The sequence below is a fragment of the Psychrobacter glacincola genome (genome assembly GCF_904846215.1).
Lineage (GTDB): Bacteria > Pseudomonadota > Gammaproteobacteria > Pseudomonadales > Moraxellaceae > Psychrobacter > Psychrobacter glacincola.
On record NZ_CAJGZK010000026.1, the window covers coordinates 1 to 25,153 of the forward strand.

21 protein-coding genes are annotated in these 25,153 nt (G+C 36.5%); all 21 read left to right on the forward strand.

The features are described from left to right. Positions 1-77: 77 nt before the first annotated feature. The 21 genes from JMW90_RS12010 (at position 78) to JMW90_RS12110 (ending at position 25,140) form a co-directional block, all read left to right on the forward strand. Positions 78-470, forward strand: coding sequence for a polysaccharide biosynthesis/export family protein (locus tag JMW90_RS12010; RefSeq protein ID WP_227691957.1), 393 nt, complete (start codon positions 78-80; stop codon positions 468-470). Between the two features lie 24 nt (positions 471-494). Further along, the gene (locus JMW90_RS12015) at positions 495-926 is read left to right on the forward strand and encodes a low molecular weight protein-tyrosine-phosphatase (RefSeq protein ID WP_201564467.1); all 432 of its coding nucleotides are present in this window, start codon (positions 495-497) and stop codon (positions 924-926) included. A 31-nt stretch (positions 927-957) separates the two neighbouring features. Then, positions 958-3,210, forward strand: coding sequence for a polysaccharide biosynthesis tyrosine autokinase (locus tag JMW90_RS12020; protein ID WP_201564469.1), 2,253 nt, complete (start codon positions 958-960; stop codon positions 3,208-3,210). A gap of 64 nt (positions 3,211-3,274) precedes the next feature. Then, on the forward strand, positions 3,275-5,293 hold the full coding sequence (locus tag JMW90_RS12025; protein WP_201564471.1) for a polysaccharide biosynthesis protein: 2,019 nt from the start codon (positions 3,275-3,277) through the stop codon (positions 5,291-5,293). A 9-nt stretch (positions 5,294-5,302) separates the two neighbouring features. Beyond that, a complete protein-coding gene (gene tviB / locus JMW90_RS12030) occupies positions 5,303-6,580 on the forward strand; it encodes a Vi polysaccharide biosynthesis UDP-N-acetylglucosamine C-6 dehydrogenase TviB (protein WP_201564473.1) in 1,278 nt (425 codons plus the stop codon). Positions 6,581-6,606: 26 nt separating this feature from the next. Further along, positions 6,607-7,629 (forward strand): NAD-dependent epimerase/dehydratase family protein, encoded by a 1,023-nt coding sequence (locus JMW90_RS12035; RefSeq protein WP_201564508.1) that lies wholly within the window; start codon positions 6,607-6,609, stop codon positions 7,627-7,629. An 18-nt stretch (positions 7,630-7,647) separates the two neighbouring features. Further along, complete coding sequence (locus tag JMW90_RS12040) at positions 7,648-9,444, forward strand: ABC transporter ATP-binding protein (RefSeq protein WP_201564475.1); 1,797 nt, start codon at positions 7,648-7,650, stop codon at positions 9,442-9,444. Between the two features lie 211 nt (positions 9,445-9,655). Further along, on the forward strand, positions 9,656-10,669 hold the full coding sequence (locus JMW90_RS12045; RefSeq protein WP_201564476.1) for a glycosyltransferase family 2 protein: 1,014 nt from the start codon (positions 9,656-9,658) through the stop codon (positions 10,667-10,669). A 47-nt stretch (positions 10,670-10,716) separates the two neighbouring features. Next, on the forward strand, positions 10,717-11,715 hold the full coding sequence (gene pseB, locus JMW90_RS12050) for a UDP-N-acetylglucosamine 4,6-dehydratase (inverting) (RefSeq protein WP_201564477.1): 999 nt from the start codon (positions 10,717-10,719) through the stop codon (positions 11,713-11,715). Positions 11,716-11,931: 216 nt separating this feature from the next. Next, on the forward strand, positions 11,932-12,633 hold the full coding sequence (gene pseF, locus JMW90_RS12055; protein ID WP_201564478.1) for a pseudaminic acid cytidylyltransferase: 702 nt from the start codon (positions 11,932-11,934) through the stop codon (positions 12,631-12,633). 36 nt (positions 12,634-12,669) lie between these two features. Continuing rightward, positions 12,670-13,539, forward strand: a complete 870-nt coding sequence (locus JMW90_RS12060; protein WP_201564479.1) for an SDR family oxidoreductase — start codon at positions 12,670-12,672, stop codon at positions 13,537-13,539. Next, complete coding sequence (locus JMW90_RS12065; RefSeq protein WP_201564480.1) at positions 13,539-14,615, forward strand: N-acetylneuraminate synthase family protein; 1,077 nt, start codon at positions 13,539-13,541, stop codon at positions 14,613-14,615. The genes JMW90_RS12060 and JMW90_RS12065 overlap by 1 nt, the downstream gene beginning before the upstream one ends. Beyond that, positions 14,597-15,232: a glycosyltransferase family 2 protein gene (locus JMW90_RS12070; protein ID WP_201564481.1), complete on the forward strand. Its 636-nt coding sequence runs from the start codon at positions 14,597-14,599 to the stop codon at positions 15,230-15,232. The genes JMW90_RS12065 and JMW90_RS12070 overlap by 19 nt, the downstream gene beginning before the upstream one ends. 278 nt (positions 15,233-15,510) lie before the next feature. After that, complete coding sequence (locus tag JMW90_RS12075) at positions 15,511-16,992, forward strand: capsular polysaccharide export protein, LipB/KpsS family (RefSeq protein WP_201564483.1); 1,482 nt, start codon at positions 15,511-15,513, stop codon at positions 16,990-16,992. A 215-nt stretch (positions 16,993-17,207) separates the two neighbouring features. After that, positions 17,208-18,392, forward strand: a complete 1,185-nt coding sequence (locus JMW90_RS12080) for a hypothetical protein (protein ID WP_201564485.1) — start codon at positions 17,208-17,210, stop codon at positions 18,390-18,392. A gap of 62 nt (positions 18,393-18,454) precedes the next feature. Then, on the forward strand, positions 18,455-19,627 hold the full coding sequence (locus JMW90_RS12085; protein ID WP_201564488.1) for a glycoside hydrolase family 88 protein: 1,173 nt from the start codon (positions 18,455-18,457) through the stop codon (positions 19,625-19,627). Further along, on the forward strand, positions 19,624-20,760 hold the full coding sequence (locus JMW90_RS12090) for a polysaccharide pyruvyl transferase family protein (protein ID WP_201564490.1): 1,137 nt from the start codon (positions 19,624-19,626) through the stop codon (positions 20,758-20,760). The genes JMW90_RS12085 and JMW90_RS12090 overlap by 4 nt, the downstream gene beginning before the upstream one ends. Beyond that, positions 20,760-21,755 carry a glycosyltransferase family 2 protein gene (locus tag JMW90_RS12095; RefSeq protein WP_201564492.1) on the forward strand — a complete coding sequence of 332 codons (996 nt, stop codon included), beginning with the start codon at positions 20,760-20,762 and terminating at the stop codon, positions 21,753-21,755. Before JMW90_RS12090 ends, JMW90_RS12095 begins: the two co-directional genes overlap by 1 nt. Before the next feature lie 345 nt (positions 21,756-22,100). Next, positions 22,101-23,189, forward strand: coding sequence for a glycosyltransferase (locus JMW90_RS12100; protein WP_201564494.1), 1,089 nt, complete (start codon positions 22,101-22,103; stop codon positions 23,187-23,189). 35 nt (positions 23,190-23,224) lie between these two features. Then, on the forward strand, positions 23,225-24,265 hold the full coding sequence (locus JMW90_RS12105) for an EpsG family protein (RefSeq protein WP_201564495.1): 1,041 nt from the start codon (positions 23,225-23,227) through the stop codon (positions 24,263-24,265). Next, a complete protein-coding gene (locus tag JMW90_RS12110) occupies positions 24,265-25,140 on the forward strand; it encodes a glycosyltransferase family 2 protein (RefSeq protein WP_201564498.1) in 876 nt (291 codons plus the stop codon). The genes JMW90_RS12105 and JMW90_RS12110 overlap by 1 nt, the downstream gene beginning before the upstream one ends. Positions 25,141-25,153: the final 13 nt, after the last annotated feature.

Sequence of the window (25,153 nt, forward strand, 5' to 3'; positions counted from 1 at the left end):
CTTTAAACTGGAACTGTGACAGTCGGGGCAACTGATATCTATTTGTGTCTTCATAACCTCAAATATATCATCTTGCTTTGGCTGTCACCCTCCTTTATTTCCTCAGCATACTTTCTGATACACCACCCAATAAAGTATATGTTTTAGGTGAGTTTGGAAGAGTAGCGCCTGTTCCTATCCTTGAGCAAGGGTTAAGCTTGGCTCAGGTTTTAGGAGAGTCTGCAGGACTAAATTCCAATACGGCTAACGCTGCCAAAATATATGTTGTGCGTGATAATCCTGGCTATGCGTATACCAATATTTATTACGTTGATATGCAGTCGATTACTAGCTTTCCTCTAGCCAATCGATTTAAGATGCAACCAAACGATATCGTCTATGTTGATCCTACTGGCTTAACTCGTTGGAATCGTGTGATCAGCTCTTTATTACCTTCAACGTCCGCGATTAGAAGTATCTCAAGTTTGTAGTTGTCTGATTAACAGGTATCCATTATGGCGTTTGATAATATTTTAGTCGTTTGCGTGGGCAATATTTGTCGTAGTCCTATAGCAGAGGCGCTGCTTAAAAAACAGTACCCAAGTAAGCACATCGAATCTGCAGGTCTTTCGGCACTAGCTGGTAACTCGGTTGATCCTAAGTCACAAGAGGTCATGAAACCATATCACGTAGATATGTCTGATCATATTGCCAGGCAGATAGATGAAAAATTAGTCATGAGAGCTGATTTGATACTAACGATGTCAGACACCCAAACCAAGTGGATTGAAGAGCGCTGGCCACATTGCCGAGGCAAAACTTTTAGGATTGGGCATTGGAATGATAAAGATATAGCAGACCCATATCAGTACGATATTGCATTATTTGAAGTGGCAAGACAAGATATTGTAGAAAGTCTTAAGCCATGGGATAAAAAAATTAGTTAAATGACTAACATTAAGTGATGAATAAACAGTTATGAATACAGATTCTAAAGCGATATCGAACCCTGCAACTAAAAAAGACAACGATGAGATCAATTTATTGGCTCTAATGCTTGTCTTATTACGTGGCTGGAAAATTATAATATTTTTTGCTCTCCTAGGTTTGCTAGTAGGAGTGCTATACGGTCGCTACGTCAATCCTATATATAAGGCTGATGCATTACTACAAGTTGAGGAAAACTCTCAAGGTATCTCAGCACTTGGTGATGATATATCAGGTTTGGTTGGGTCAAATGCTAGTAAGGCTGAGACTGAAGCCGAACTTATTAGATCGCGTATGATTTTAAAGCCAGTAGTCGATTCCCTCAATTTGCGTATCAGAATAACTGACCCTGCTATCGGGTATATTAGTAGAATACAAAGTAATCGTACTGACACGCAGAGAAATACAGCTGAAGGAGTATCTCTTAGAACTGAAGATGGTCAAGTGCAAGTTAGTCAGTTTGATGTCTCGCAAGGGTATTTGAATAAGTCTTTTACGTTGACTAGATCTGAGTCAGGTTTCGTTCTTAGCAATGGCTTTGATGAATTCAAAGGGCAATTGAATAGCGCCTACCAATTCAAGGGTACGGATGGTCAGATACACATTACTGTAATTGATCTACCCACTGCACATCCTGTTAGAATATCTAAACAGTCGCTGCAGCGTACTACAGATGCCATCAATGGCTCGTTATCTGTAGTAGAAAGAGGTCAGCAAACTGGTATTATTCAACTGTCTATGACTGGTTCAGACCAGCAGCAAATAACTACAATTTTGAGACAAATCGTAGTTTCTTATGTGGATCAAAACCAATCTCGTGGATCTGAAGAGACAACTAAAACTCTTGCTTTCATGGAAACGCAAATTCCACTACTTAGACAGAAACTAGAAGAGTCTGAAGCATTGTTCAACGATTTTCGCGAGAAAAATGGTACGATTGATGTCACACAAGAAGCGCAGATACTTTTGGCAGAAAATTCACGTATTGATGCGCAGCTTAATGATTTAAGACTTAAAAAAGCAGAGCTAACTACATATTATACTGAAGAACATCCATTAGTTATTCAAATTAATGAGCAGCTCGCTGTTTTAAACAATAGACAGCAAGAGATAGATAACACCATAGCTGGATTACCTGAGATTCAAAGAGAGTTTTTGGGATTATCACAAGATAATGAAATTAATAGAGAGATTTATTTAACTTTGCTTAAAAATTACGAGCAGTTAAAAATAGTAAAATCTGGACAAATTGGCTATGCTCGCATAATTGATTTACCAATTAGTACTTTTAAGGTTATCGCCCCCAAAAAGTCAATAATTTGGTTACTAGCAATTTTGTTAGGTACATTATTGGGCTCAGTATTAGTATTGATAAGAAGTTTATTGATAAGTGTAGTTAAAGATCCTGAACAGCTTGAAATTAAAACTGGTGTTCCTGTTATTGCTACTATTCCTCGCTCACAATTGCTGACCCGCTTAGGTAAAAACAACAAATCATCTAACCGTCTTTTGGCTTATGCGGATAACACCAGTCTAAGTTATGAAGCAATTAAAAGTCTCAGAACGAATCTTATTTTCAATATGCCTGAAGTAGGTAAAAGAGCTAAAGTGATTGTAATTACTGGTGAAAGTCCAGGTGTAGGGAAGTCTTTTATATCTTCCAACTTATCTGAAGTATTTGCACAACTTAACAAGAAAATACTAATTATTGATGCTGACATGCGATTGGGAGTGTTGCATAAAATATTCAAAATGCCTCAAGATAATGGACTAGGTGATTATTTAACGCAACCAAGTAGTAGCCTACCTATCAAATCTCTTTCGCAACAAGAAGAAGAAGGTATGTTACCTCACAGTAATATTTCTAAATTCACGTATCCGACAGATATGGATAATATCGATTTTATTCCACGTGGTAAGAATCCCAATAATCCAGCATCGCTATTATCTAGTGATCAATTCAGTAATATGATGAAAGAACTAAGTGCCCATTACGACTATATTATTATTGACACTCCTCCAGTACTAGCTGCTTCAGATGCTGTTATTGTTTCCCAGTATGCTGATAAAGTATTAATGGTTACACGCTATGATAAATCTATTGAAGGTCAAGTTGCCTACGCTGTCAAACAAATGAATAAAGTCAATATTCAAGTTGACGGAATCATCATTAATGATGTCAAGCAAGGATTGATGAGTAAATATAGCTATAATTACAACTATGCTTATGGCAATAAAAATTAGCTAATGTTCGCCTGTTACTACCTCATAATCACTGATTAGCAGTTGACTAAAATAGTTGTTTTCCATGTCTCTAAAATTATCGTCTAGCAAGCCTGAGCAGCCATCTATTAGCAATAGTTGGTCGCAGCGTATTGCTGAGTATTTATTATCATTCCCTCGCAGTGGCAAGCGAGCTATCTTGCTGATGGCTGACTTTATAATGTCAGTAGTCTGTTTGTACTTTGCCATTGCTGTGCGATATGGATATATAGGCAACCATATTGACTTAATAGCATTAGGCTTATATGCACTAGTACCAGTAATAGGGCTGTATTTAATTGGTTTTTATAAAGGCGTTGCTCGTAGTTTTTTCGATGCGATGATGGGTAGGGTTTTACAGCTGTTTTTTATATTGATTATCATTGCTCAGGTCTTACTTAATTTTCAACTGGTACCTACTGTTCCGCGGGCTGTACCAATATTATTTCTATTTCTATTCTTTATTTGGCTGTGGAACAGTCGTCTGACTATCAGAGAATTATTGGCACGTTGGCAAGGCCAACGTCATTCACGTCGAGACAATAATGAATATGATAATGTATTGATTTATGGCGCTGGCGAAGCAGGTAGAGAGCTACTTAAAGGCCTGAAGAACTCCCATAAGTACAATGTAGTGGCTTTTATCGACGATGATATTCAGCTAAAAGGTGCTTACTTACTTGGTAAGCGTATTTACGCTGCTAGCGAACTAATAACATTAGTCGCCAAACTTGATATTGCTCAAGTATTCTTGGCGATACCATCAATCAGTCGCGCGCGCAAAAGACAAATTATTAACGAATTATCTTATATTTCTATAAAGATAAAAGAGCTGCCAAGCTTAGAAGAAATCGCTGATGAAAAAGTTACAGTTAGTAGCATGCATAAAATCGATATTTTAGATGTATTAGACCGTCAGACTGTCGAGCCAGACGCGATACTTTTGCAAAAAAATATTAGTGATAAGTTTGTATTGGTTACCGGTGCAGGGGGCTCTATTGGTAGTGAGTTATGTCGACAGATCATCAAGAATAAACCTAAATATTTAGTCCTGTTTGAGCTATCTGAGTATGCGCTTTATAGTATTCATCAAGAGTTAATAGCTAAAGTAGCTAGTAAAGATATCTATCAAGGCATCGAAATTATTGCAGTGATTGGCAATGTGACCAATCAAGGTCATCTATTACGGATACTTAAACGCTATCAGATTCAAACAGTGTATCATGCCGCTGCATATAAGCACGTACCCATTGTTGAGAACAATCCCTTTGAAGGGGTTATTAATAATAGCAAAGGTACTTACCATTGTGTGCGTGCGGCCATTGAAGCAAAGGTTGAAACTTTTGTTTTAATCTCTACTGATAAGGCTGTAAGACCTACTAACGTAATGGGCGCGTCCAAGCGTCTAGCAGAGTTAGTTTGTCAAGGTCTAAGTCAGGATAGTGCCAATCAGCATACTTGTATCAGTATGGTGCGCTTTGGCAATGTGCTTGGCTCGTCAGGTTCAGTAGTACCGCTATTCACTAAGCAAATCGAACAAGGGCATCCTATTACCGTTACCCATCCTGATGTCACTCGCTACTTTATGACCATTCCCGAAGCAGCCAATTTAGTGATTCAAGCTGGCGCTATGGCGACTGGTGGTGAAGTATTCGTATTAGATATGGGTGCTCCAGTAAAGATTGTCGATTTAGCTAAGCGTATGATTCACTTAAGTGGCTTTGAAGTAAAAGATGAAGCCCATCCCTACGGTGATATAGAGATATTGTTTACCGGATTGCGACCTGGCGAAAAGCTTTATGAAGAGCTGATTATCGGTGAGGATAATGTTGAGGCTACCCATCATCCACTGATTATGCAAGCGCTAGAACACAGTTTTCCACTTGCAGACATTACGCATACTTTAGATGAGCTGGATGTTAGAGCCCAGAATTTTGATATTGCTTGGCTCAAGCAAAGATTTAAGCACTTTGTAGCTGGTTATCAGGAGGGTACGCCTGCTGAGTCAGCTACTATCAAAAAAAATACAATATTGACAATTAATAAAATCAAAGAAGAGAGCTGATAAAACGTTATGATAAATATTGAAGGTATAAAGATAGCGGTAATTGGTCTTGGTTATGTGGGATTACCACTAGCGGTTGAGTTTGGCAAAAAATTATCTGTTATAGGTTTCGATATTAATACCAATCGGATTGATGAGCTTATATCAGGTGCTGACCATACCTTAGAAGTTAGTAGTGATGAGCTATCCGAGGCAGAGTACTTGAGCTACAGTTCAAATATACAGGAACTCAATGACTGCAACTTTTTTATTGTTACAGTACCTACGCCTATTGACGACTATAAACAGCCTGATTTGACTCCACTAATTAAGGCCTCAGAGGCTATCGGGAGTATTCTCAAGTGCGATGACATCGTCGTTTATGAGTCTACTGTCTATCCAGGTGCTACTGAAGAGGTCTGTATTCCAGTATTAGAGGCCAATTCTAAACTGGTTTTTAACAAAGACTTCTATGCCGGTTATAGCCCTGAACGTATTAACCCGGGCGATAAGGAGCATCGCGTTACCAATATCTTAAAAGTAACAGCAGGCTCTACACCAGAAGTCGCTGACTTCGTGGATACAGTTTATAACTTAATCATTACTGCTGGTACCCATAAAGCGCCTAGTATTAAAGTCGCAGAAGCGGCAAAAGTTATTGAAAATACGCAACGCGATGTCAATATCGCACTTATCAATGAACTAGCGGTTATATTTAATAAGATGAATATTGATACTGAAGCGGTGCTAGAGGCAGCAGGAACGAAATGGAACTTTTTGCCATTTCGTCCGGGGCTAGTCGGCGGTCACTGCATCGGAGTTGACCCTTACTACTTGACTCACAAAGCCCAAGCTATAGGCTATAATCCTGAAATTATATTAGCAGGACGTCGTTTAAACGATAGTATGGGCAAGTACGTAGTTACGCAATTAGTGAAGACTATGATCAAAAAGCGTATCCATGTCGAAGGGGCAAAAGTATTAATATTAGGACTTAGCTTTAAAGAAAACTGTCCTGATGTACGTAATACTAAAGTTATCGATATAGTCCATGGGTTGCAAGAATATAATATCGAGGTTGATGTCTATGATCCTTGGGTAGATATAACAGCTGCTCAACGTGAATATGGTTTTACTCCTATTGATGAGCCAAAAGCTAATCATTATGATGCCATCATCTTAGCAGTAGCTCATCAACAGTTTATTCAAATGGGTATAGATAACATTCGTACTTTAGGTAAAGACGATCATGTGCTCTATGATCTTAAATATATCTTTAATAAAGAAGATACTGATATCCGCTTGTAACGGTATTAATGATAAGAGAAATAATGATGACCCAATATGGAAAAGTAAAGCAATTGCTCATTAACGAACCAAAAATTTGGCTTGTGACTGGAGTAGCAGGATTTATAGGTTCTAACTTACTGGAAACCTTATTGTTACTCAATCAAAAAGTAGTTGGTTTAGATAATTTTGCTACTGGTTTTCAGCACAATTTAGATGAGGTGCAAGGGCTAGTCAGTACTGAGCAGTGGGAAAGGTTTAAATTTGTAGAAGGGGATATCCGTCAGTTGGCTGACTGTAAGATCGCTTGTCAGGGCGTAGATTATGTTCTGCATCAAGCTGCATTAGGCTCAGTGCCACGCTCTATCGCTGACCCTATTGCCACAAATCATACCAATATCTCTGGCTTCTTGAATATGCTAGTGGCTGCACGTGATGCTAAGGTTGCAAGCTTTACTTATGCTGCAAGTAGTTCAACTTATGGGGATCATCCAGCGCTACCAAAAGTTGAGGATGCCATCGGTAAACCCTTATCGCCGTATGCGGTTACTAAGTACGTAAATGAACTTTATGCAGATGTATTTGCTCGTACCTACGACTTTAACACTATAGGTCTACGTTATTTTAATATCTTTGGTAAACGTCAAACCCCTGATGGTGCTTATGCAGCAGTGATTCCGAAGTGGACGGCAGCGATGATAGCTGGTGATGAGGTCTATATCAATGGCGATGGTGATACCAGTCGCGACTTCAACTTCATTGAGAATGCAATACAAGCTAATATTTTAGCGGCAACCGCAAATAGCAATGCTAAAAATCAAGTATACAACGTGGCAGTTGGCGGCCGTACTACACTAAATACTCTATTTAAAGCGCTACAAGAAAACCTGATAACAAATGGTATTGACTATAATCAAGTGCCAGTTTATCGGAATTTTAGAGAAGGTGATGTACGTCACAGCCAAGCAGATATTAGCAAAATCCAAACAAGACTTGGTTACGATCCACAATTTAATATCATTCAAGGAATAGGAAAAGCAATGCCTTGGTATGTTAAGTCTTTAAACTAATTCTATAATGAGATTCGCATGTTCAATATGATAAAGCAGCTTTTCTCATTGCTTTCAGATCAGCAAATCAAAAGCTTTTATAAATTGCAGATCCTTGTTATTGTTATGGCTTTTACTGAAATACTAGGCATCGCCTCTATAGCACCTTTTATGGCTTTAGTTGGCGATATTACTATCTTAGAAAGAGGCGGTATTTTTACCAAGCTATATCAAGCATCTGGTCTAAGTAATCCTATCGATTTTTTATTTTATGCCGGTTTAGGAGTTCTTGCGGCTCTAGCGGTTTCTACCATAGTTTCTATGTACACAACTTGGAAATTAGCTCTTTATGGGTCTAGTGTTGGTACTGAAATTGCTGATCGCCTCTATACTTATTATATGCATCAAGATTGGCAGTTTCATGCGAGTGGTAGTAGCGCTCAGCTTACCAAGCAAGTGTCTTCAGAAGCTATGCGTATAACTTCTGGAATAGTACAGCCTGTAATGCGGATGAATGCCAAAGTAGTGTTGGCTATATTTATATCAGTAGGTCTTTTAATTTATAATCCTTTAGTAGCGCTTGGTGGTTTAGTTGTTTTTATCTTAGCTTATTTTCTGCTATATCAGCTTGTTCGTAAAACATTAGTTAGAAATGGCTATAAATTATCACAAGTCGCTACTACTCGTTTTAGGCTGATGAATGAGGGGTTTGGTGGTATTAAGGATGTACTATTACTAGATCGTAGCTATGATTTTGTTAAACGTTTCGAAAATAGTGGTAAGGTTTTTGCCCGTGCTCAAAGCGTAAATATGTCTCTTACGCAAGTACCACGCTATTTTATGGAGTTAATAGCTTTCGGTACTATGATCGGACTGGTATTAATGTTGGTCAAGTTACATCAAGGTAATTTGGGCGCAGTATTACCAATCCTAGCGGTGTATGCCTTGGCTGCCTTTAAATTACTGCCAGCCTTACAACAGATTTATGGCTCCATAGCCCAAATTAAGGGAAGTTCAGCCGCGTTTGAATCGATCAAAAATGATTTGTTACAGTCTAGTAATAACAAAATTTTCAAAACGGAAGCAGTATCTGCACAGATAAAACTAGAGAAAAGTATCATATTAAAAGATATAAAGTTCAATTATCCTAACAAATCTCGACCAGCTGTAGATGGTGTAACTATGACCATTCCAGCTAATGGAGTAGTAGGTCTGGTTGGCTCTTCAGGTTCTGGTAAGTCGACTCTAATAGATCTTTTACTGGGCTTATTAGTTCCTCAACAAGGAAAGTTATGCATAGATGATATTTGTATAACTGAGGATAATAAACGAGCTTGGCAAAATACCTTAGGCTTTGTACCACAAAGTATTTTTTTAAGTGAAGGGTCTATTGCTGAAAATATTGCCTTTGGTTTACCTGCTGCAGAGATTGATATACAGCAAGTCAACAAGGCTATAGAGCTTGCTCATTTGACAGAACTTATGAAACAATTGCCTGAGGGTATGAATACTAAAGTAGGTGAGCGTGGCGTACAGCTTTCGGGTGGTCAGCGCCAACGAATAGGCATTGCACGAGCTTTATATCATGAAGCAGATGTTTTAGTATTCGATGAAGCAACTAGTGCGTTAGATGGTATTACCGAAAAAATAGTTATGGATGCCATCCACGAATTTAGTGGCAAAAAAACTATAATCATGATTGCGCATCGCCTAAAGACAGTACAGAAGTGCGATATTATCTATTTTATGGCGCAAGGCAAAATAATAGATTCAGGTACTTATGAGCATCTAGTTGAAAATAACCCAGAGTTTAAAAAGATGGCAGATCATGCATAATCAGATTGTATAAGCATTAACATACTGATATTGATTTTGTTAGATTAAAAAGTATTCCATAGTTTCATTATTTTCTGCTCACAGTTAAGTAGTTGAAAGTAGTTGAAAGTAGTTGCAGCACTAATAACGTTTTATAATAAAGCACACTGCTCACAAATAGAATATATTAGATATGTCATATGATGTGTTTAGTATTTACCGAGATTTTAATATGTTGTTATCTTTAGTTATTCCATTTTTTAATTCTGAAAAAAAATCTAAGAGACTCTTAGAGACACTAGCGAAAATCAAGCAAAAGGATGTTGAGTTTGTATTGATTAACGATGGTTCTACAGATGGTACTTATGGCTTGTTAAAACAGTTTAAGGCCAGTTTACTTGAGAGTAATGTAGCTCTGATTGATCAAGATAATCGAGGTCCTGGAGGTGCTAGAAATTCAGGTTTAAAGATTGCAAAGGGTAAATATGTTTGGTTTGTTGATTCTGATGATGATATAACGTTAGAGTCAATAGACATTGTAAGAGAAAATGCTAATAGTGATTATGATTTCATTGATTTTAATATAGAAAAAAGCAAAGAATTGTTAAACTCTATGGATCTGGAAGCAGGCGAATATATAGTCACAGATGATAGCCGTATTAAACTATTACAGAAGTTTGGCCGTATCTCTTCTAAAGCGGTTAGTCGTAAGCTACTTATAGAGAATAATATTTTTTATCCAGAGTATTGTGTATATGAAGACAATCCTCTTAGATTTATTTATCCTTTTTTTGTAAGAAAGTTCTTAAAAGTACAAGCTATAGGATATATACACCATTTGGAATTTGAATCTATAACTCGGAGTAAGCCGAGTTTAAGAACATATGACCGTCTGTATACTGCGATATATGGTTTGGAAGCAGGTCTAAAATTAGCAACTAATAGCGAAGAAGTTAGAGTATTAGAAGAAAAGTTTATAGAAAAATATATGATAGAGAGCGCAATGAAGTTCTATAGTATAAAACCAAGTAGATATTGGCTAACTACTTGGCGAGTAATGAAGCAGTATCGCAGTTTAGAAAAAAGATTTAATATAAAGATAAAGCCTTTTGATGCTATAGAAGCATCTAGGTTCCACCCTAAAGTTAAATCTTATTTAAAAATTCAATGGGCTTTGTCACACTCGATACGTACAGATCAAACAAGATACTTTGATAATATTCGTAAAAAAACCTGGAATTTATAATTTAATAGGCTTTGATTTCAATTTATAACCTTAAGGATATGACTTACATGCTAACCAATAAAACCATTCTCATCACTGGTGGTACTGGCTCTTTTGGTAACACTTTCGTTCCCATGACTTTAGAAAAATACAATCCAAAGAAGATAATTATCTTCTCGCGTGACGAGATGAAACAGTGGGAGATGGCGAAAAAGTTTGTAGGCGATGATCGTGTTCGTTTCTTCATCGGTGATGTCCGCGATAAAGAACGCTTATACCGTGCTTTAGATGGGGTTGACTATGTGGTTCATGCAGCAGCTACTAAAATTGTCCCTACCGCTGAATACAACCCTTTTGAATGCATTAAGACCAATATCAACGGTGCTATGAATCTTATTGATGCTTGTATCGATAAAAAGATTAAAGGGGTAGTCGCTTTATCTACTGATAAGGCTAGTAGCCCAATTAACCTATACGGGGCTACTAAGCTTGCTTCTGATAAACTATTTGTAGCCGCTAACTCATATTCTGGTGAGCATGGCTCTAAGTTTTCAGTAGTACGATACGGTAATGTTATGGGCTCTCGTGGTTCAGTAATCCCGTTTTTCATGTCTATTAAGGATACTGGTCTACTACCTATTACTGATGATCGAATGACGCGTTTTATGATCTCTTTAGAAGACGGCGTCAAGCTAGTCTGGCATGCTTTTGAAGACATGGTTGGTGGTGAGATTTATGTCAAAAAAATCCCATCAATGAAAATGACTGACTTAGCCCGAGTAGTGGCACCAGACGCAAAATTAGAAGTCATAGGTATCCGTCCTGGTGAAAAACTGCATGAACAAATGATTAGCGCTGAAGATGCTTACTATACTTACGAGTATCCTGAACATTTCAAGATTTTACCTACTATTAACGAATGGGCAACCTCAAAAGAGCGTATTAAAGATGGTATACGTGTTCCTGAAGGTTTTGTTTACTCAAGTGACAACAATCCGGAATGGATGAGTGATGCTGAACTGCAACAATGGATCGATATCAATCGTGAAAAGATTGGAGCCATTTAATTGTTACCTAACACTTAGAGTGGTCATGTCTGTTAAAAATACTTTGGGTCTTAGTAGTAAGTCCTGAAGTATTTTTATTTAACCTTTTGTTGCTTCAAAGGTATAGTACGTTTAATAATGTTACTTTAAGTCTTATACAAAGTTAGCTCTTGAATTTAGCTGATGCAAGTTAGCAAAGACATCTAATCTGGAATCAAAATCTAATAGGTGAATATCATGAAAGTGGCAATAATACCAGCACGTGGTGGTAGTAAACGGATACCACGAAAAAATATTAAGTTATTCTGTGGTAAACCTATGATCGCTTGGTCTATAGAGGCGGTACTAAAAAGCGACTGTTTTGATAGAATAATTGTTTCTACAGATGATGAAGAGATAGCAGAAGTTGCTCGTCAACATGGTGCAGAAGTACCATTCATAAGACCTGATGAGCTGTCAGATGATTTCACAGGTACTATCCCTGTAACCAAACATGCTATTGAATGGTTAGAAGAGCAAGGGCAAGTAGTTAGCGAAGTGATGTGTATCTATTCGACTGCGCCTTTTGTACAGCCTAAGATAATAATAGAAGCTTATAATCAATGGCATTCTAGTCAAGCGAATTATTGTTTTACCGCAACTAACTATGCTGCGCCTATACAAAGAGCATTTAAGTTAACTGTAGATAAACGTGCAGAGATGTTTTATCCAAAGCTCTTTAATGCGCGGTCGCAAGATTTAGAAGAAGCTTATCATGATGCAGGACAGTTTTATTGGGGTAAGCCAGATGCTTTTAAACGTCTTGAGCCAGTATTTTCCAGAGACTCTAGTCCCTATATATTGCCTAGGTATTTAGTACAGGACATTGATACTCCTGATGACTGGGTTTTAGCTGAGCTTTTATATCAAGCTTTAAAAGTGAATGGTAATATAAAATAATGATTAACAGCACATTTATGATTGGATACTAGGACTATGCAAAGTAAGAAAATAGTAGTCCTAGGAGCAAACGGCTTACTAGGCCATGAGCTTTTAAATAGTAGCTACACCAGTGATTGGGATGTGGTAGGGCATTTTGGCCGCAGTAAAGAAAGCAACGCTGATTTGAGTATATTGAGCCAAACTGTAAGTTATCTCGATAGAATCAAACCAGATATTATCGTTAATTTAGTTGCGCTTACTAATGTTGACTACTGTGAGAGCAATCCTAACGAATCCTATTTAATAAATGTTAAAGTAGTTGAAAATATTGTTTTATGGATAAAACAGCAACAGTGTAAAGTATACCTAGTCCACATATCAAGTGACCAAGTTTATGACGGTAATGGACTACACACTGAGGACTACCCTGTACTAACTAACTATTATGCTTTTTCTAAGTACGCAGGGGAGTTAGCCGCTAGTACTAGTCACGCAGCTATACTACGAACTAACTTTTTTGGTAAGAGTAGAAATGGACTGCGTGCAAGTTTTACCGATTGGCTCTATCAAGCCCTCGTTAGTAAACAAGACATACAAGTATTTGAGGATGTCTATTTTAGTCCTTTATCTATGAGTTCTTTATCTGAGATGATTGCACTGGTTATCAGTAAAGAATTGATAGGAATCTATAATTTAGGCTCAAAACAGGGATTAAGCAAAGCTGACTTTGCTTTTGAATTCGCTAATATGCTAGGTTTCAACACAAATAATATGATTAAGGCAAAAGTTAGTAATATTGCTTTTGTCAAAACCTACCGTCCTAAAGATATGAGGCTTGATGTGAGTAAGTTTGAGCAAACTTTAGGAGTGGTTCTTCCAACCTTACAGCAAGAAATTATAAAAGTTTCAAAGGAATATGTATAATGAAAAATGGTAATTTTTTAACGATCAATGATAAAAAGATTGGTGAGCATTATCCAGCTTACTTTATTGCTGATATTGGTGCCAACCATGATGGTGACATTGAGCGTGCCAAAGACTTAATTTATTTATGTGCAGAGGCCGGTGCAGATGCGGCTAAGTTTCAGCATTTTAAAGCGGATAGTATCGTTAGTGACCACGGCTTTAAAAGTATGAGTGATAAAGGGTCACATCAAACAAACTGGAAGAAATCTGTTTTTGACGTATATAAAGATGCCAGTATCAATCTAGAGTGGACCGAAACGCTAAAGGAGACTTGTGAAAAAGCAGGAGTCGCCTTTTTTACTAGCGCCTATAGCTTTGATTTGGTCGATTATATCGATCCCTTTGTTCCTGCTTATAAAATTGGTTCTGGTGATATCACTTGGACTGAAATGGTTGAATATGTGGCTAATCAGCAAAAGCCTTATATCATTGCTAGTGGTGCCTCTAGTATGGATGATGTGGTAAGAGCTGTATCAGTAGGACTTAAGATCAATGACCAGTTATGCCTGATGCAATGCAATACCAACTATACTGCAAGCTTAGAGAACTTCAAATATATTCAGTTAAATGTGCTACGCGTATTTAAAGAGATGTACCCAAACCTAGTTCTAGGCTTGAGTGATCATACCCCAGGGCATGCGACTGTTTTAGGTGCTGTCACACTCGGCGCAAAAATGATCGAAAAGCATTTCACTGATGATAATAATATAGAAGGCCCTGATCATAAGTTTTCAATGAATCCTAAGTCTTGGAAAGAGATGGTCGAAGCAACGCAAGAGCTTGAAAACGCGCTTGGTAATGGTATCAAAAAAATTGAAGATAACGAGCAACAAACGGCTGTTGTTCAGCGCCGTTCTATTCGATTGACTATTGATCTACTAGCAGGTACTAAGATAGAAAAAAATCATTTAACGGTATTGCGTCCTTGTCCAGAAGATGGTTTGCCACCTTATTTTATGGATGATGTTATTGGTAAGACCCTTGCTAAAGATATTAAAAATGGGGAGCATATTCGATGGATCGATCTAAAATAGGCTTAGTTATCCCCGCCTATAATGAGTCTGCCACTATATATGATGTAGTAAAAGCAGCATCAGAATACGGTCAACCTATAGTAGTTAATGACTGCTCTAATGATGATACTGCTAAGCTAGCAAAGCAAGCTGGGGCATTCGTAGTCGATCATTTAACCAACCTTGGCTATGATGCCGCGCTCAATTCAGGTTTTGCTAAGGCGGCAGCACTAGACTGTCAATTTATTATTACCCTTGATGCAGATGGACAACATAACCCTAAGCTTATCCAAAATTTTATTGATGAGCTTGATAAAGGGGTAGATGTGGTATTAGGGGTAAGAAGTAATAAACCTCGTGCTAGTGAGCATTTATTTGCCTTTATGACTCGCGTCAGGTTTGGAATACAAGATCCATTATGTGGCATGAAAGGTTACAACATTCATGCATATAATAGACTTGGACACTTTGACTCTTATCGTTCAATCGGTACAGAGCTTATGCTCTTTGCAGCCCGTAATAAACTTAATATGGTACAGATACCTTTTAAGGTTGGTGAAAGAAAAGACGCACCACGATTCGGTAGCTCTTTGAAGGCTAACATTAAAATATTGAGAGCAATGTCTTTATCAATATAGAGCTTATTGTTGCTTTGTTAGTAGAGAGTTGTATACAACTTAATATCTTGCAAGACACCAAGGGGTATCCTATACCAGCAAGAGATTACAACCTATATACTATTTTTAAATATAATGACAGGTTTTGGTTTGCCTCTGAAATGTTCTATTGATGTTAATGGAGAAACAAACTAGAGAAAATATTCTTCAAAACACTGTTGTCAGCTATGACTTGTTTAGAGATTATTTATATTTACATGAGATTTAGTATTTAAACTTATAGGATTTTATCAAATATTATGAATGCAATTTATCTGTGTGTTATTGCCGAACCTTGGATTAAAGTAAGTCAAGAGCTTATAAAAAGTTTAAACATAATACCTTCATATATTGTTTGTTGGAGCTATGATCTAAGTTCATTTAAAAACAGTATATCTAATGATGCGCATATACAAAATATGGACGATGCTTGGCAAGGACTAGGGTTTCCAAAAGATATATATCGTTATATTTTTGATGAAGAAGAACTTAAAGCCATATCATACTACGAACTAATAGCACTAAAGATGATGGATAGAATTGATCCCGATGGAGAGTCTTTTCCATTCATTACTCGCTTACAGTTTTTTCGCGATCTTATGGGATATTGGTACAACGTTGTTGAAGATAGAAAAATAGATTTGGTCATTTCTCCTTCGATACCACATCGTGTGTTTGATTATGCTCTTTATGTGATCTGTAAAATTAGAAATATAAGATTTGTCATGTTTCAGTCTACGCCATTTGGTAGCAATAGCATCCTTATTGAGAATATTGATGCTATGCCAAGTTTGTTAGATGTTACAGTAGAAAAACAACTACCCTCAAAAGTCGTTCAAGAAAAGATTGATAAAGTTTGTGGTGATTATAGCAAAGCCATTCCAAGCTATATGCTCAAACACAAAGCTAATGATAAAAAGAACCACACTTTGCTACCATTGCCTCATATAAAGAAACTTCTGCACGCCCATTTACCACATGTAAATAAACCGTATACTTACTGGGTTAAAAGTGGCTTCTCTCCTAAAGATACACAGTATTCATGGCATGATTTTTATGCTATGGAAAATAAACGTAATGAGAACGTTAATAGATTCAAAAAGGTCTATAACACAATCTCAATATCAAGATTGCCTAAGAAATTTATATTAGTTGCGCTGCATTATCAGCCTGAAGAAACCTCCTGTCCAACAGGCGGTGTGTATTCTGACCAAATTTTAATGATCCAATTACTAAACCAGCATTTGCCAAAAGATGTAAATATCATTGTTAAAGAACATAAATCACAATTTTATACACAATTAGAAAGTGCTTCAGGTCGAAACTTACAATTTTATAAGCGTATCTCTGAAATCTCTAGTCGCGTTAAATTTGTATCTGAAGATTATGATCCATTCAAACTAATAGACCAAGCACAAGCAGTAGTGACTATAAGTGGTACAATAGGTTGGGAGAGCGCAGTAAGAGGAACACCAGCTATCGTGTTTGGTAGAGCTTGGTACGAAGAGATGCCTAGAGTGTTTAAAGTAAAAACTAAATCTGATCTCATAGCTGCTCTGCAACAGCTACCTCAACAGAAAAATAAAGATATGCGTTCTGAAATCATGAGGTTCCATGCTGTTTTGGAAGATAGTTTTGTTCTAGCAAAGCACTATAAAGCTTTTTTAGATAATAATGACGTTACCATGGAGAAGTCTGTTATCAACATCGTCTATAAGTTAGAAAATTTTTTAAATCGATGAGATAGTAAAGCTTGAATCATAGACTAAGTATCAAAATGATTATTTGACCAAAATATTAAAATTTGAACTTGATAGTAGTAGATTTTTCAGTTTTTTGCAGTGGCTTTGATGAATGCTCTTGGTATTATGTAGTTTTGGAAGCTTTATGAGAATTTAATAATAAGGGGTGATCAAGTCCCTGTAGCAGTCTATGTAACAAATTCAATAGGAAAATCATGATAAAAGTCCATGAGATAGGTAGTGAAACCCTCAAAACAGCCATCAGAATTTACTGCGATTATGAATATAAAGATTCTAGTCGTCGTCTCTGGTTTGAGGTTAGTGAAGACTACTTAGAATATACGTCTACAGAATGTGGAGACGCATTTTTTGTTGTGCTTGTTCTATTGGCGCATTATCAGGGTCAGGATATTTCTTTCGAGACGCCTGTCTCAACGCGACTGTATTATGGCGTCACTGAAATACTGCTCCCTGGTCTGAGAATTTTGAATCCAGAATTACCTGTTATCAATGTGGTCGCTAAAACACAAGACTTCTGCTTCAATCCTACTGCTGTAGGAACTGCTCTTTCGCTAGGCATTGATTCATTTCACGCAGTAGCGAGCAGCTTTAATGGCCCATACCCGGTAACACATTTGACTCTATTCAATAGCGGCGCATTTGGTGACTACGGTGGAGAAGTCTCCAGATCATTATTTCAGCAAACTGCTGAGAGTGTGGCCGAAGCTGCTGCAGAGATGGGACTACCATTAATTACGGTTGATTCAAATCTTAGTGAGATTCTCAATATTTCATTCGTACCCACACATTCTATTCGCAACCTTTCGTTTGCTTTGTTATTTCCATCGCTATTTCATCAATTTTACTACGCATCTGGCTATCCTGTCTCAAAATTCAAGCTTGATTCAGCATCAGGAGATGCAACGCACTATGATTTATTAGTAGCAAAAGCATTATGTACCGAGAGCTTTGAGGTCATGATTGCAGGCTTACATGATGATAGGATCGATAAAATTGCAACTGTTGCCTCGTTTTCGCCATCTAATCACCATCTTAACGTTTGTATACTCGCAGATTCAAATAAATTTCTTAATCGCTCAGAAAATCAGGTGCGAAATTGCTCGCGATGTTTCAAGTGTGTCAAGACAATGGTTGCAATGGACGCTCTTGGCGTGCTCAATAATTATTCGCATGTATTCGATCTTGAGATATATAATTCTGAGAGAATAAGATATTTAGGATGGATTATATACGATGCTAAAAAGCTAAAAAGTTCGCATGCTATCGAAATTATTCTAGAAGGGCAGAAGACTCCTGGATTCATTCCAGTGCAAGCTTATGGTTATGCATTCTCTCGAGGACGAAAAAATCTAATACGAAAACTGCAATACAGAAAATAAGACTTTTTAAGTAAGATGTTTTTTTTAAGTCTTAACAGCGTTTTATAATTTTTGGATCTATTATGATTTGGTTTTTTTTCACTACACTTATTTTTACCTCTATCGTAAGCTTTTTATGTTTTTATATATTTATGATGAGAAAAAAACGTAGGCCTATAGTGACAGTAGGCTATCCTAACATAGCTGAAGCTAATAATAGTATCGTCAATGCCAGTTTAATGATGCTTAAAAATAAGCGTACTGTTATGTCATTCAATGATGAAGACAGTTTGTACGTGAAGCTTGCTAGGCTGAAGGCTTGGTTAAAAAGAGATAATCGTCAGAAGGAGTATGCTTATCTCAATTTTCCATTGGCGTTTCTTTTATTGGGTATTCTAGACACACATCAGCGCTCAGGTGAACTAGCACTTTTAGATAAAGTAGAAGAGAGATGTCAAGACTTCATTTCAGAAAGTGGAGAACTACTTTTTGATTTTGATAAAATAGATCAAGCAACGTTTGGTTTAGTGTTTCTACGCCTATACACTATTACAAAAGTTAAAAAATATCTTGTTGCCTCCGATGAGGTGTATAAAAATGTCCTTTCCTTTGTTGGTGATGATGGTATTCTGCGTTATCGTAAAGGCGTAGATGTTGCCTTTATCGATACGATAGGTTTAGTTTGTCCATTTTTAATAATGTATTCAGATATAACTGACTGTGAGCAAGCTTTTATTCTTGCTGAGAAACAGATAAAAAATGTAATGGATGTAGGGCTTGAAAAAAATGGTATTCTTCCATTTCATGCAGTAGACCTAACGCTTAACGTGCCTCTTGGTTCAGTGAACTGGGGTAGAGGGATTGGTTGGTGGATATTGGGGCTTGCTCCCTTGGCTGCTAAATCGTCTATAGATAAGCCTAATGAATATCTAATAGCACTGCAAAAACTGATTAAATTTTTAGATACTGCTCGTTTGGATAAAGAGTATTGGTCACAATTTATTGGACATACCAATGACAACACTATTGATTCTTCTGCAACCTTAATGTTTTTGTTAGCATCACAGCATGGAGGACTTAATAGTATTAAGTCGCAAGAGCTTCTTAATGTCATCAAGCATTGTGTAGATTCATCTGGAGTTGTTTTAAACTCTTCTGGAGACACTATATATATTAATAAGTATTCTAGAGCCAAAGGAGCGTCTGAGTTAACACAAGGACTCATGCTATCACTACTCTCAAAGGTAAGCTTATGAAAGTCGGAATACTCACTCTGCCACTTTGGAACAATTATGGCGGTATTTTACAGGCCTACGCATTACGGATGGCTGTTGATCAATTAGGTCACGAATCGATATTTATCGATGTAAAAAGAGATTCATTAAGTATAAGACGATATGGTCTTAATCAGGCTAAACGCTTGGTAAAAAGCAAGATTTTCCGTGGAATGGATAAGCCGTACTATCCAAATACAAATGAGTTGAAAGATATATCTTCCAACACTAGGCAATTTGTAGCAGAAAATATAAAGCCTTCTAGTGGGCATATAGGGCTTTCTGATCTTCCCAAATTCTCTAAGGGTCTCGGTGCTATCATTGTAGGTAGTGATCAAGTATGGAGGCCAGAGTACTGTCCTGATTTAGCGCTTTACTTTTTAAGCTTTGCTAGCACTAACTTAAAAAAAATTAGCTATGCAGCTTCATTAGGTACTGACGACTGGCGGTTTAATTCTGAAGAGACAGCTCGTTGTGGAAAACTGTTGCATCAATTTGAAGCCGTTTCTGTAAGAGAGGAGAGTGCTATTGATTTGATCAAAGAGCATATGGACGTTGAAGCCGTTCAATCATGTGATCCTACTTTACTTCTCGATGCTCAAGACTATCTTACTGTTGCAGGTATAGAATCGACCTCTGAGTCGGGTGGGCGCGGCATCTTTTGCTATATCTTAGATCCCAGAGAGCCACGTATGCAAGGGCTTCCAAATATTGGCTTAAAACTCAATCATGAGCTGTTTTATATCATGCCAAAAATATTTGATAAAAACTATTCAAAATCTTCTAGTGAGTACATTTTTCCTACTGTTAGAGCTTGGGTACAAGCTTTTCAAGAAAGTGATTTTGTTGTTACAGACTCATTCCATGGATGCGTTTTTTCAATCATATTTAATAAGCCATTTATAGCTATTGCAAACACAAATAGAGGGCGTACCCGCTTTGAATCATTACTTAAGTTATTCAATTTAGAAGAGAGGTTATTTGATTGCGTTGCAGATATTGACTCAAAGATTCTAAGTAAGCCTTTAGACTGGGAAGAAATTAATAGAAAACGAGAGTTTTTAAAGACTGAGGGATTGGATTTTTTAGCCAGTTCACTCAATGCCGAGTTATAATGATTATTTCTCCTAAGGTTTCAATCATAATACCTGTTTATAACGGAGAGCAGTTCTTAGAGAGGTGTCTGGAGAGTATTTCTAGTCAGTCATATAAAGATATAGAAATTATTATTATAAATGATGGGTCAACTGATAATACTAAAACTCTTTGTGATAATTATTTACTGCAAGAGCCACGCGCTAGAGTCATTCATAAAAAAAATGGCGGCGTTTCTATTGCTCGTAACCTAGGGCTAGATTTAGCAATAGGAGCGTACATATATTTTGTAGATGCTGATGATTACGTATTAAAAAATGGTATTAAGAACCTTGTTAATAAGGCCGTTGAAAATTTAGCTGAGTTAGTTGTAGCAGAGTATTATGTTGCCTATGGTGAAAATAAAAATAAGGTTTCCCCGTCAGTTTTGAAAAATTCTGATGATTTTCTATGTTCTATTCTTTCTGGGGGAAGTCATAGTGCGCTTTGGAACAAGTTGTTTAGCAGAAATTTATTTAATGAAATTAGATTTCCTATAGATATACGTTATATTGAAGATAAAGTCTTAGTTAGTCAATTGTTGTTAGTTTATCAGCCAAAAATTGAGTTTTTAAACACTCCAGTTTATGTTTACTGTCAAGATGAGCATTCAGTGACGAACTCGAAGGATCTAAGAATGTTAGATATTTTTGTTGCTTATATTTGTATAGAGAGATATCTAAACAAATTTACAGAAGGCAATAATGTTATAGAGTCTTTTGCCTCTTCCGCCTATAAAGCTGTCTGGACTGTATTAATGACAATAGATAATCAGTACCTCAAAGAAGCTATTGTTAAAGCCAAACACCATACTAAAGTTATGAGCAAGTATCGTGATTATAGTGTACTTCCTCTTAAAGTACGACTTTTGCTCTTAAGTCTAAAGTTGCCTGTACATATGGCTACACCTATAATTGCAAGTATGAGAAAAGGTCTAAACCAACTATCTTCAGCACGCAGGCAAGCTCGTCGCTAATCTTATTGTTCTTCGTTAAACAATATAATGTGAAACAGAATATTTAATTACAAATTATGAGTAAGGCAATAGATTCTCTTCATAGCCAAGATAAGCTCGGCAAATAAGCTAATAATTTAGTTATTTTAAACGCTAAGTAGATTTCATAAAGGTCAAACTAACTTTAACTTTAGCTTATTCAGCGTTAAATGATAGTAGGTCAGTTTTATTGGGGATAGGTATTGGGTTTAAATGTGTTAAGAGCCTATCTTCCACGACCATTGGGTATAGTATGGTTCTTTGAGAAGGTAGCATGGATAGGTATGAACCTGATGCAAAAAAAATTAAATTGAGCGGTTAATATTTATGATGCGTATACTTCATGTAGTTGGAAAAATGGATCGTGCTGGTGCCGAAACGATGGTGATGAATTTATATCGTCATATAGATCGCACTCAGATTCAGTTTGATTTTATAACTTTTACTAGTGCGATCGGCGATTACGATGCAGAAATTCTAGAGTTGGGTGGCAAAATTATTCCTATCCTAGCAAATAATCCAGTCAATAGAATGCTAAAATTGCGACAGTTTTTAAAAAAAAATCCAGAATATAGAATTGTCCACGCGCATATGTTGTTGAGTAATGCCTTTCATTTGTTAGCTGCTAAGACGGCTGGAGTAAAGCATCGCATCTCGCACTCACATAGCACCAGTAATGGGCATACTAATGCTATTAAAAAAATATATGAGCAATGGGCACTAATAACCAATCGTCAAGTAGCTACTTATAAAATTGCTTGTGGTGAACTAGCCGCCCAATATTTATTCGGTACTAGCAAAAACGTTTTGTTATTACCAAATGCTGTTGATATCAAAAAAATGATGACAGTTGCTAAGATTTCACATGATTATATAGACCAAGAGTTTAATGACAGTACGCTTAATATTCTTCAAGTCGGACGTTTAAGCGAAGTTAAAAACCATCAGTTTTCTTTAAAAATCGCTGAGCAGTTAGAAAAACGTAATATAGATTTCACTCTATATATTGTTGGGCAAGGTTCATTAGAAAGTGGTCTAAAACAGCAAGTACGAGATAAATTATTAGCCGATCATGTGAAATTTTTAGGGGTTCGTACTGACATTACTGAGTTGATGGCTAGTGCAGATTATATGATAATGCCATCAATACATGAAGGTTTTCCTGTCGTATTGGTAGAAAGCCAAACAGTTGGTCTAAAGTCCTTAGTGTCGAACAATGTGTCTGCTGAGGTGGATTTAGGGGTAGGTTTGGTTGATTTTTTATCTATTGACTCGACTGATGCATGGGTAGATCGTTTATTAACATCCGGACATTCGATATCTACTGATGACGAAATACTTGATGTACTAAAATCGAATGGATTTGACGCTGCTACAAATGCGCAACAGCTACTGCACGTTTACCTAAGTTTATAATTATGTCAATTTTTACCTATACTATAGAGGGCTAAATGCTACCATATTTCTTAGTTCTCAGCTTTGTCCTGCTTTGGATATTACTAGAGCGAAAAGCCCTAAATCGCCCCGCTTTTTGGGTGCCTTTAGGGGCTTTAACTTTGTTTGCGGGGATGCGTAGCTACCGTGTTGGTACGGATTCAGGGAACTATACTAAAGACTTTAGGAATAATTTAGATGTCTATAATTTTGAATTTAGCGAATTTGTTGAACCTGGTTACCAAGCATTAGAATATAACTTATTAAAGTATACCGATAGTTATTTTTGGCTATTTTTTATCACGGCCCTAATAGTAGTTTCTTGTTATTTAATTATTATAAAAAAATACAGTGTAAATTATTGGTTTTCTGTATTTTTGTTTATAACTTTAGGGGTTTATACCTTTTTCTTTAATGGTTTGCGCCAAGGTTTAGCGATGGCTATATTTGCTCTTGCACTACCGTACCTATTAGAGAAAAGGTTGATACCCTATCTATTAATATGCTTTTTAGGTTCTATGTTCCATAATTCCGCATTATTTATGATTCCATTCTATTTTGTAGTAAACGTAAGAATAAAACCTACTTATAGGATATTAGCGACCTTCATAGGTTCGCTGTTGGTTAGTGGTTTTTTAATCAGCTATTTTGCTGCATCCAATGAAAGATATCAGAGTTATGCGGACGCTGATCAAAAGGGTGGTGGTTATCTAATACTAGGCTTTTATACTTTACTTTTATTGGTGATATATTTTGTTAGTCACATTTATAAGATTAGAGATAAACAATTTATGCAATTGTTTACTTTTTATGCTGTTGGGGTGGTTTTTCTTATACCTATAGCTATGTTAGGCGCAAACCCTTCGGGCCCGCAGCGACTATTGACGTTCTTTACATGGACATTGGTTCTGATATTGCCGATAGTTTTTAAAAGAATAAATAATGCTTACGTTACTAGTATAGCGGCAATCCTTTTTCTTTTTTACTTCATATTGACGACCTCCACATTCAGTAAGTTGACTCCTTATATTATTAATCCTATTTTTGAGATTTTTTAATGAATATATCTGTTTATATAACTATTGGCATCCCATTTTATAATGCTGAAAATTATTTAGCTTTAGCAATAGAATCCGTTATCAGTCAGTCTTTCAAAGACTGGGAGCTAATTTTAGTCGATGATGGTTCTACGGATAAATCTTTAGAAATAGCTAAGAGCTTTGAAAGTACTGATAAAAGAATTAGAGTCATATCCGATGGCTTAAATAAAAAACTACCTTATAGATTAAATCAGATCATTGATGAATCTGATTATGACTACATTGCCCGTATGGATGCAGATGATATTATTCATCCAGACAGACTAAGAATACAGCTAGAATTCTTAGAAAAAAATCCTAGCTACGATTTAGTTTCTTCAGGAATAGTTTCTATAGATAACAGCAATCAGGTATACGGGTATCGTGGAGTAAAAGATATATATACAGATTTTGATGCTGTTAAAAGATCATACCCTATTGCACATGCTTCTGTTTTATCCAGAAGATCTTGGAATAATAGAAATAAATATAATATTGATTATCCAAGATCTCAAGATTATGAGTTGTGGTCTAGATCAGCATCTAAAAATGATCTAAAAATAGCCGTGTTACCTGACTTACTCTACTATTATCGCGAGGAAGGAAACTTGTTTGCTGATAAATTAGTTAAGTCTTATCATACTGGCTTTGAAATATATACAAAGTATAAGAAAAGCTTTAGCACTTCTCAATTTATTAAATTGAAGTCTAAAACTTTGATTATTATAACTATGGATAAATTAGGGGTGCTACAAAAGATAGCTAGTAGACGCAATAATAAAGATGTGTCTACGACTGTTATAAGCTATCATCAGAGTATCATCGATAAAATAGTCACTATAAATAATTATTAAATAGGTTTCTGTC

Bases quoted from the DNA above. Each gene is read 5' to 3' on its own strand.
- JMW90_RS12100 (WP_201564494.1), top strand. From the start codon at position 22,101: ATGATGCGTATACTTCATGTAGTTGGAAAAATGGATCGTGCTGGTGCC.
- JMW90_RS12110 (WP_201564498.1), top strand. From the start codon at position 24,265: ATGAATATATCTGTTTATATAACTATTGGCATCCCATTTTATAATGCT.
- JMW90_RS12045 (WP_201564476.1), top strand. From the start codon at position 9,656: ATGTTGTTATCTTTAGTTATTCCATTTTTTAATTCTGAAAAAAAATCT.
- tviB (WP_201564473.1), top strand. From the start codon at position 5,303: ATGATAAATATTGAAGGTATAAAGATAGCGGTAATTGGTCTTGGTTAT.
- JMW90_RS12040 (WP_201564475.1), top strand. From the start codon at position 7,648: ATGTTCAATATGATAAAGCAGCTTTTCTCATTGCTTTCAGATCAGCAA.
- pseB (WP_201564477.1), top strand. From the start codon at position 10,717: ATGCTAACCAATAAAACCATTCTCATCACTGGTGGTACTGGCTCTTTT.
- JMW90_RS12075 (WP_201564483.1), top strand. From the start codon at position 15,511: ATGAATGCAATTTATCTGTGTGTTATTGCCGAACCTTGGATTAAAGTA.
- JMW90_RS12015 (WP_201564467.1), top strand. From the start codon at position 495: ATGGCGTTTGATAATATTTTAGTCGTTTGCGTGGGCAATATTTGTCGT.
- JMW90_RS12080 (WP_201564485.1), top strand. From the start codon at position 17,208: ATGATAAAAGTCCATGAGATAGGTAGTGAAACCCTCAAAACAGCCATC.
- JMW90_RS12020 (WP_201564469.1), top strand. From the start codon at position 958: ATGAATACAGATTCTAAAGCGATATCGAACCCTGCAACTAAAAAAGAC.
- pseF (WP_201564478.1), top strand. From the start codon at position 11,932: ATGAAAGTGGCAATAATACCAGCACGTGGTGGTAGTAAACGGATACCA.
- JMW90_RS12085 (WP_201564488.1), top strand. From the start codon at position 18,455: ATGATTTGGTTTTTTTTCACTACACTTATTTTTACCTCTATCGTAAGC.
- JMW90_RS12070 (WP_201564481.1), top strand. From the start codon at position 14,597: ATGGATCGATCTAAAATAGGCTTAGTTATCCCCGCCTATAATGAGTCT.
- JMW90_RS12060 (WP_201564479.1), top strand. From the start codon at position 12,670: ATGCAAAGTAAGAAAATAGTAGTCCTAGGAGCAAACGGCTTACTAGGC.
- JMW90_RS12105 (WP_201564495.1), top strand. From the start codon at position 23,225: ATGCTACCATATTTCTTAGTTCTCAGCTTTGTCCTGCTTTGGATATTA.
- JMW90_RS12035 (WP_201564508.1), top strand. From the start codon at position 6,607: ATGACCCAATATGGAAAAGTAAAGCAATTGCTCATTAACGAACCAAAA.
- JMW90_RS12065 (WP_201564480.1), top strand. From the start codon at position 13,539: ATGAAAAATGGTAATTTTTTAACGATCAATGATAAAAAGATTGGTGAG.
- JMW90_RS12090 (WP_201564490.1), top strand. From the start codon at position 19,624: ATGAAAGTCGGAATACTCACTCTGCCACTTTGGAACAATTATGGCGGT.
- JMW90_RS12095 (WP_201564492.1), top strand. From the start codon at position 20,760: ATGATTATTTCTCCTAAGGTTTCAATCATAATACCTGTTTATAACGGA.
- JMW90_RS12025 (WP_201564471.1), top strand. From the start codon at position 3,275: ATGTCTCTAAAATTATCGTCTAGCAAGCCTGAGCAGCCATCTATTAGC.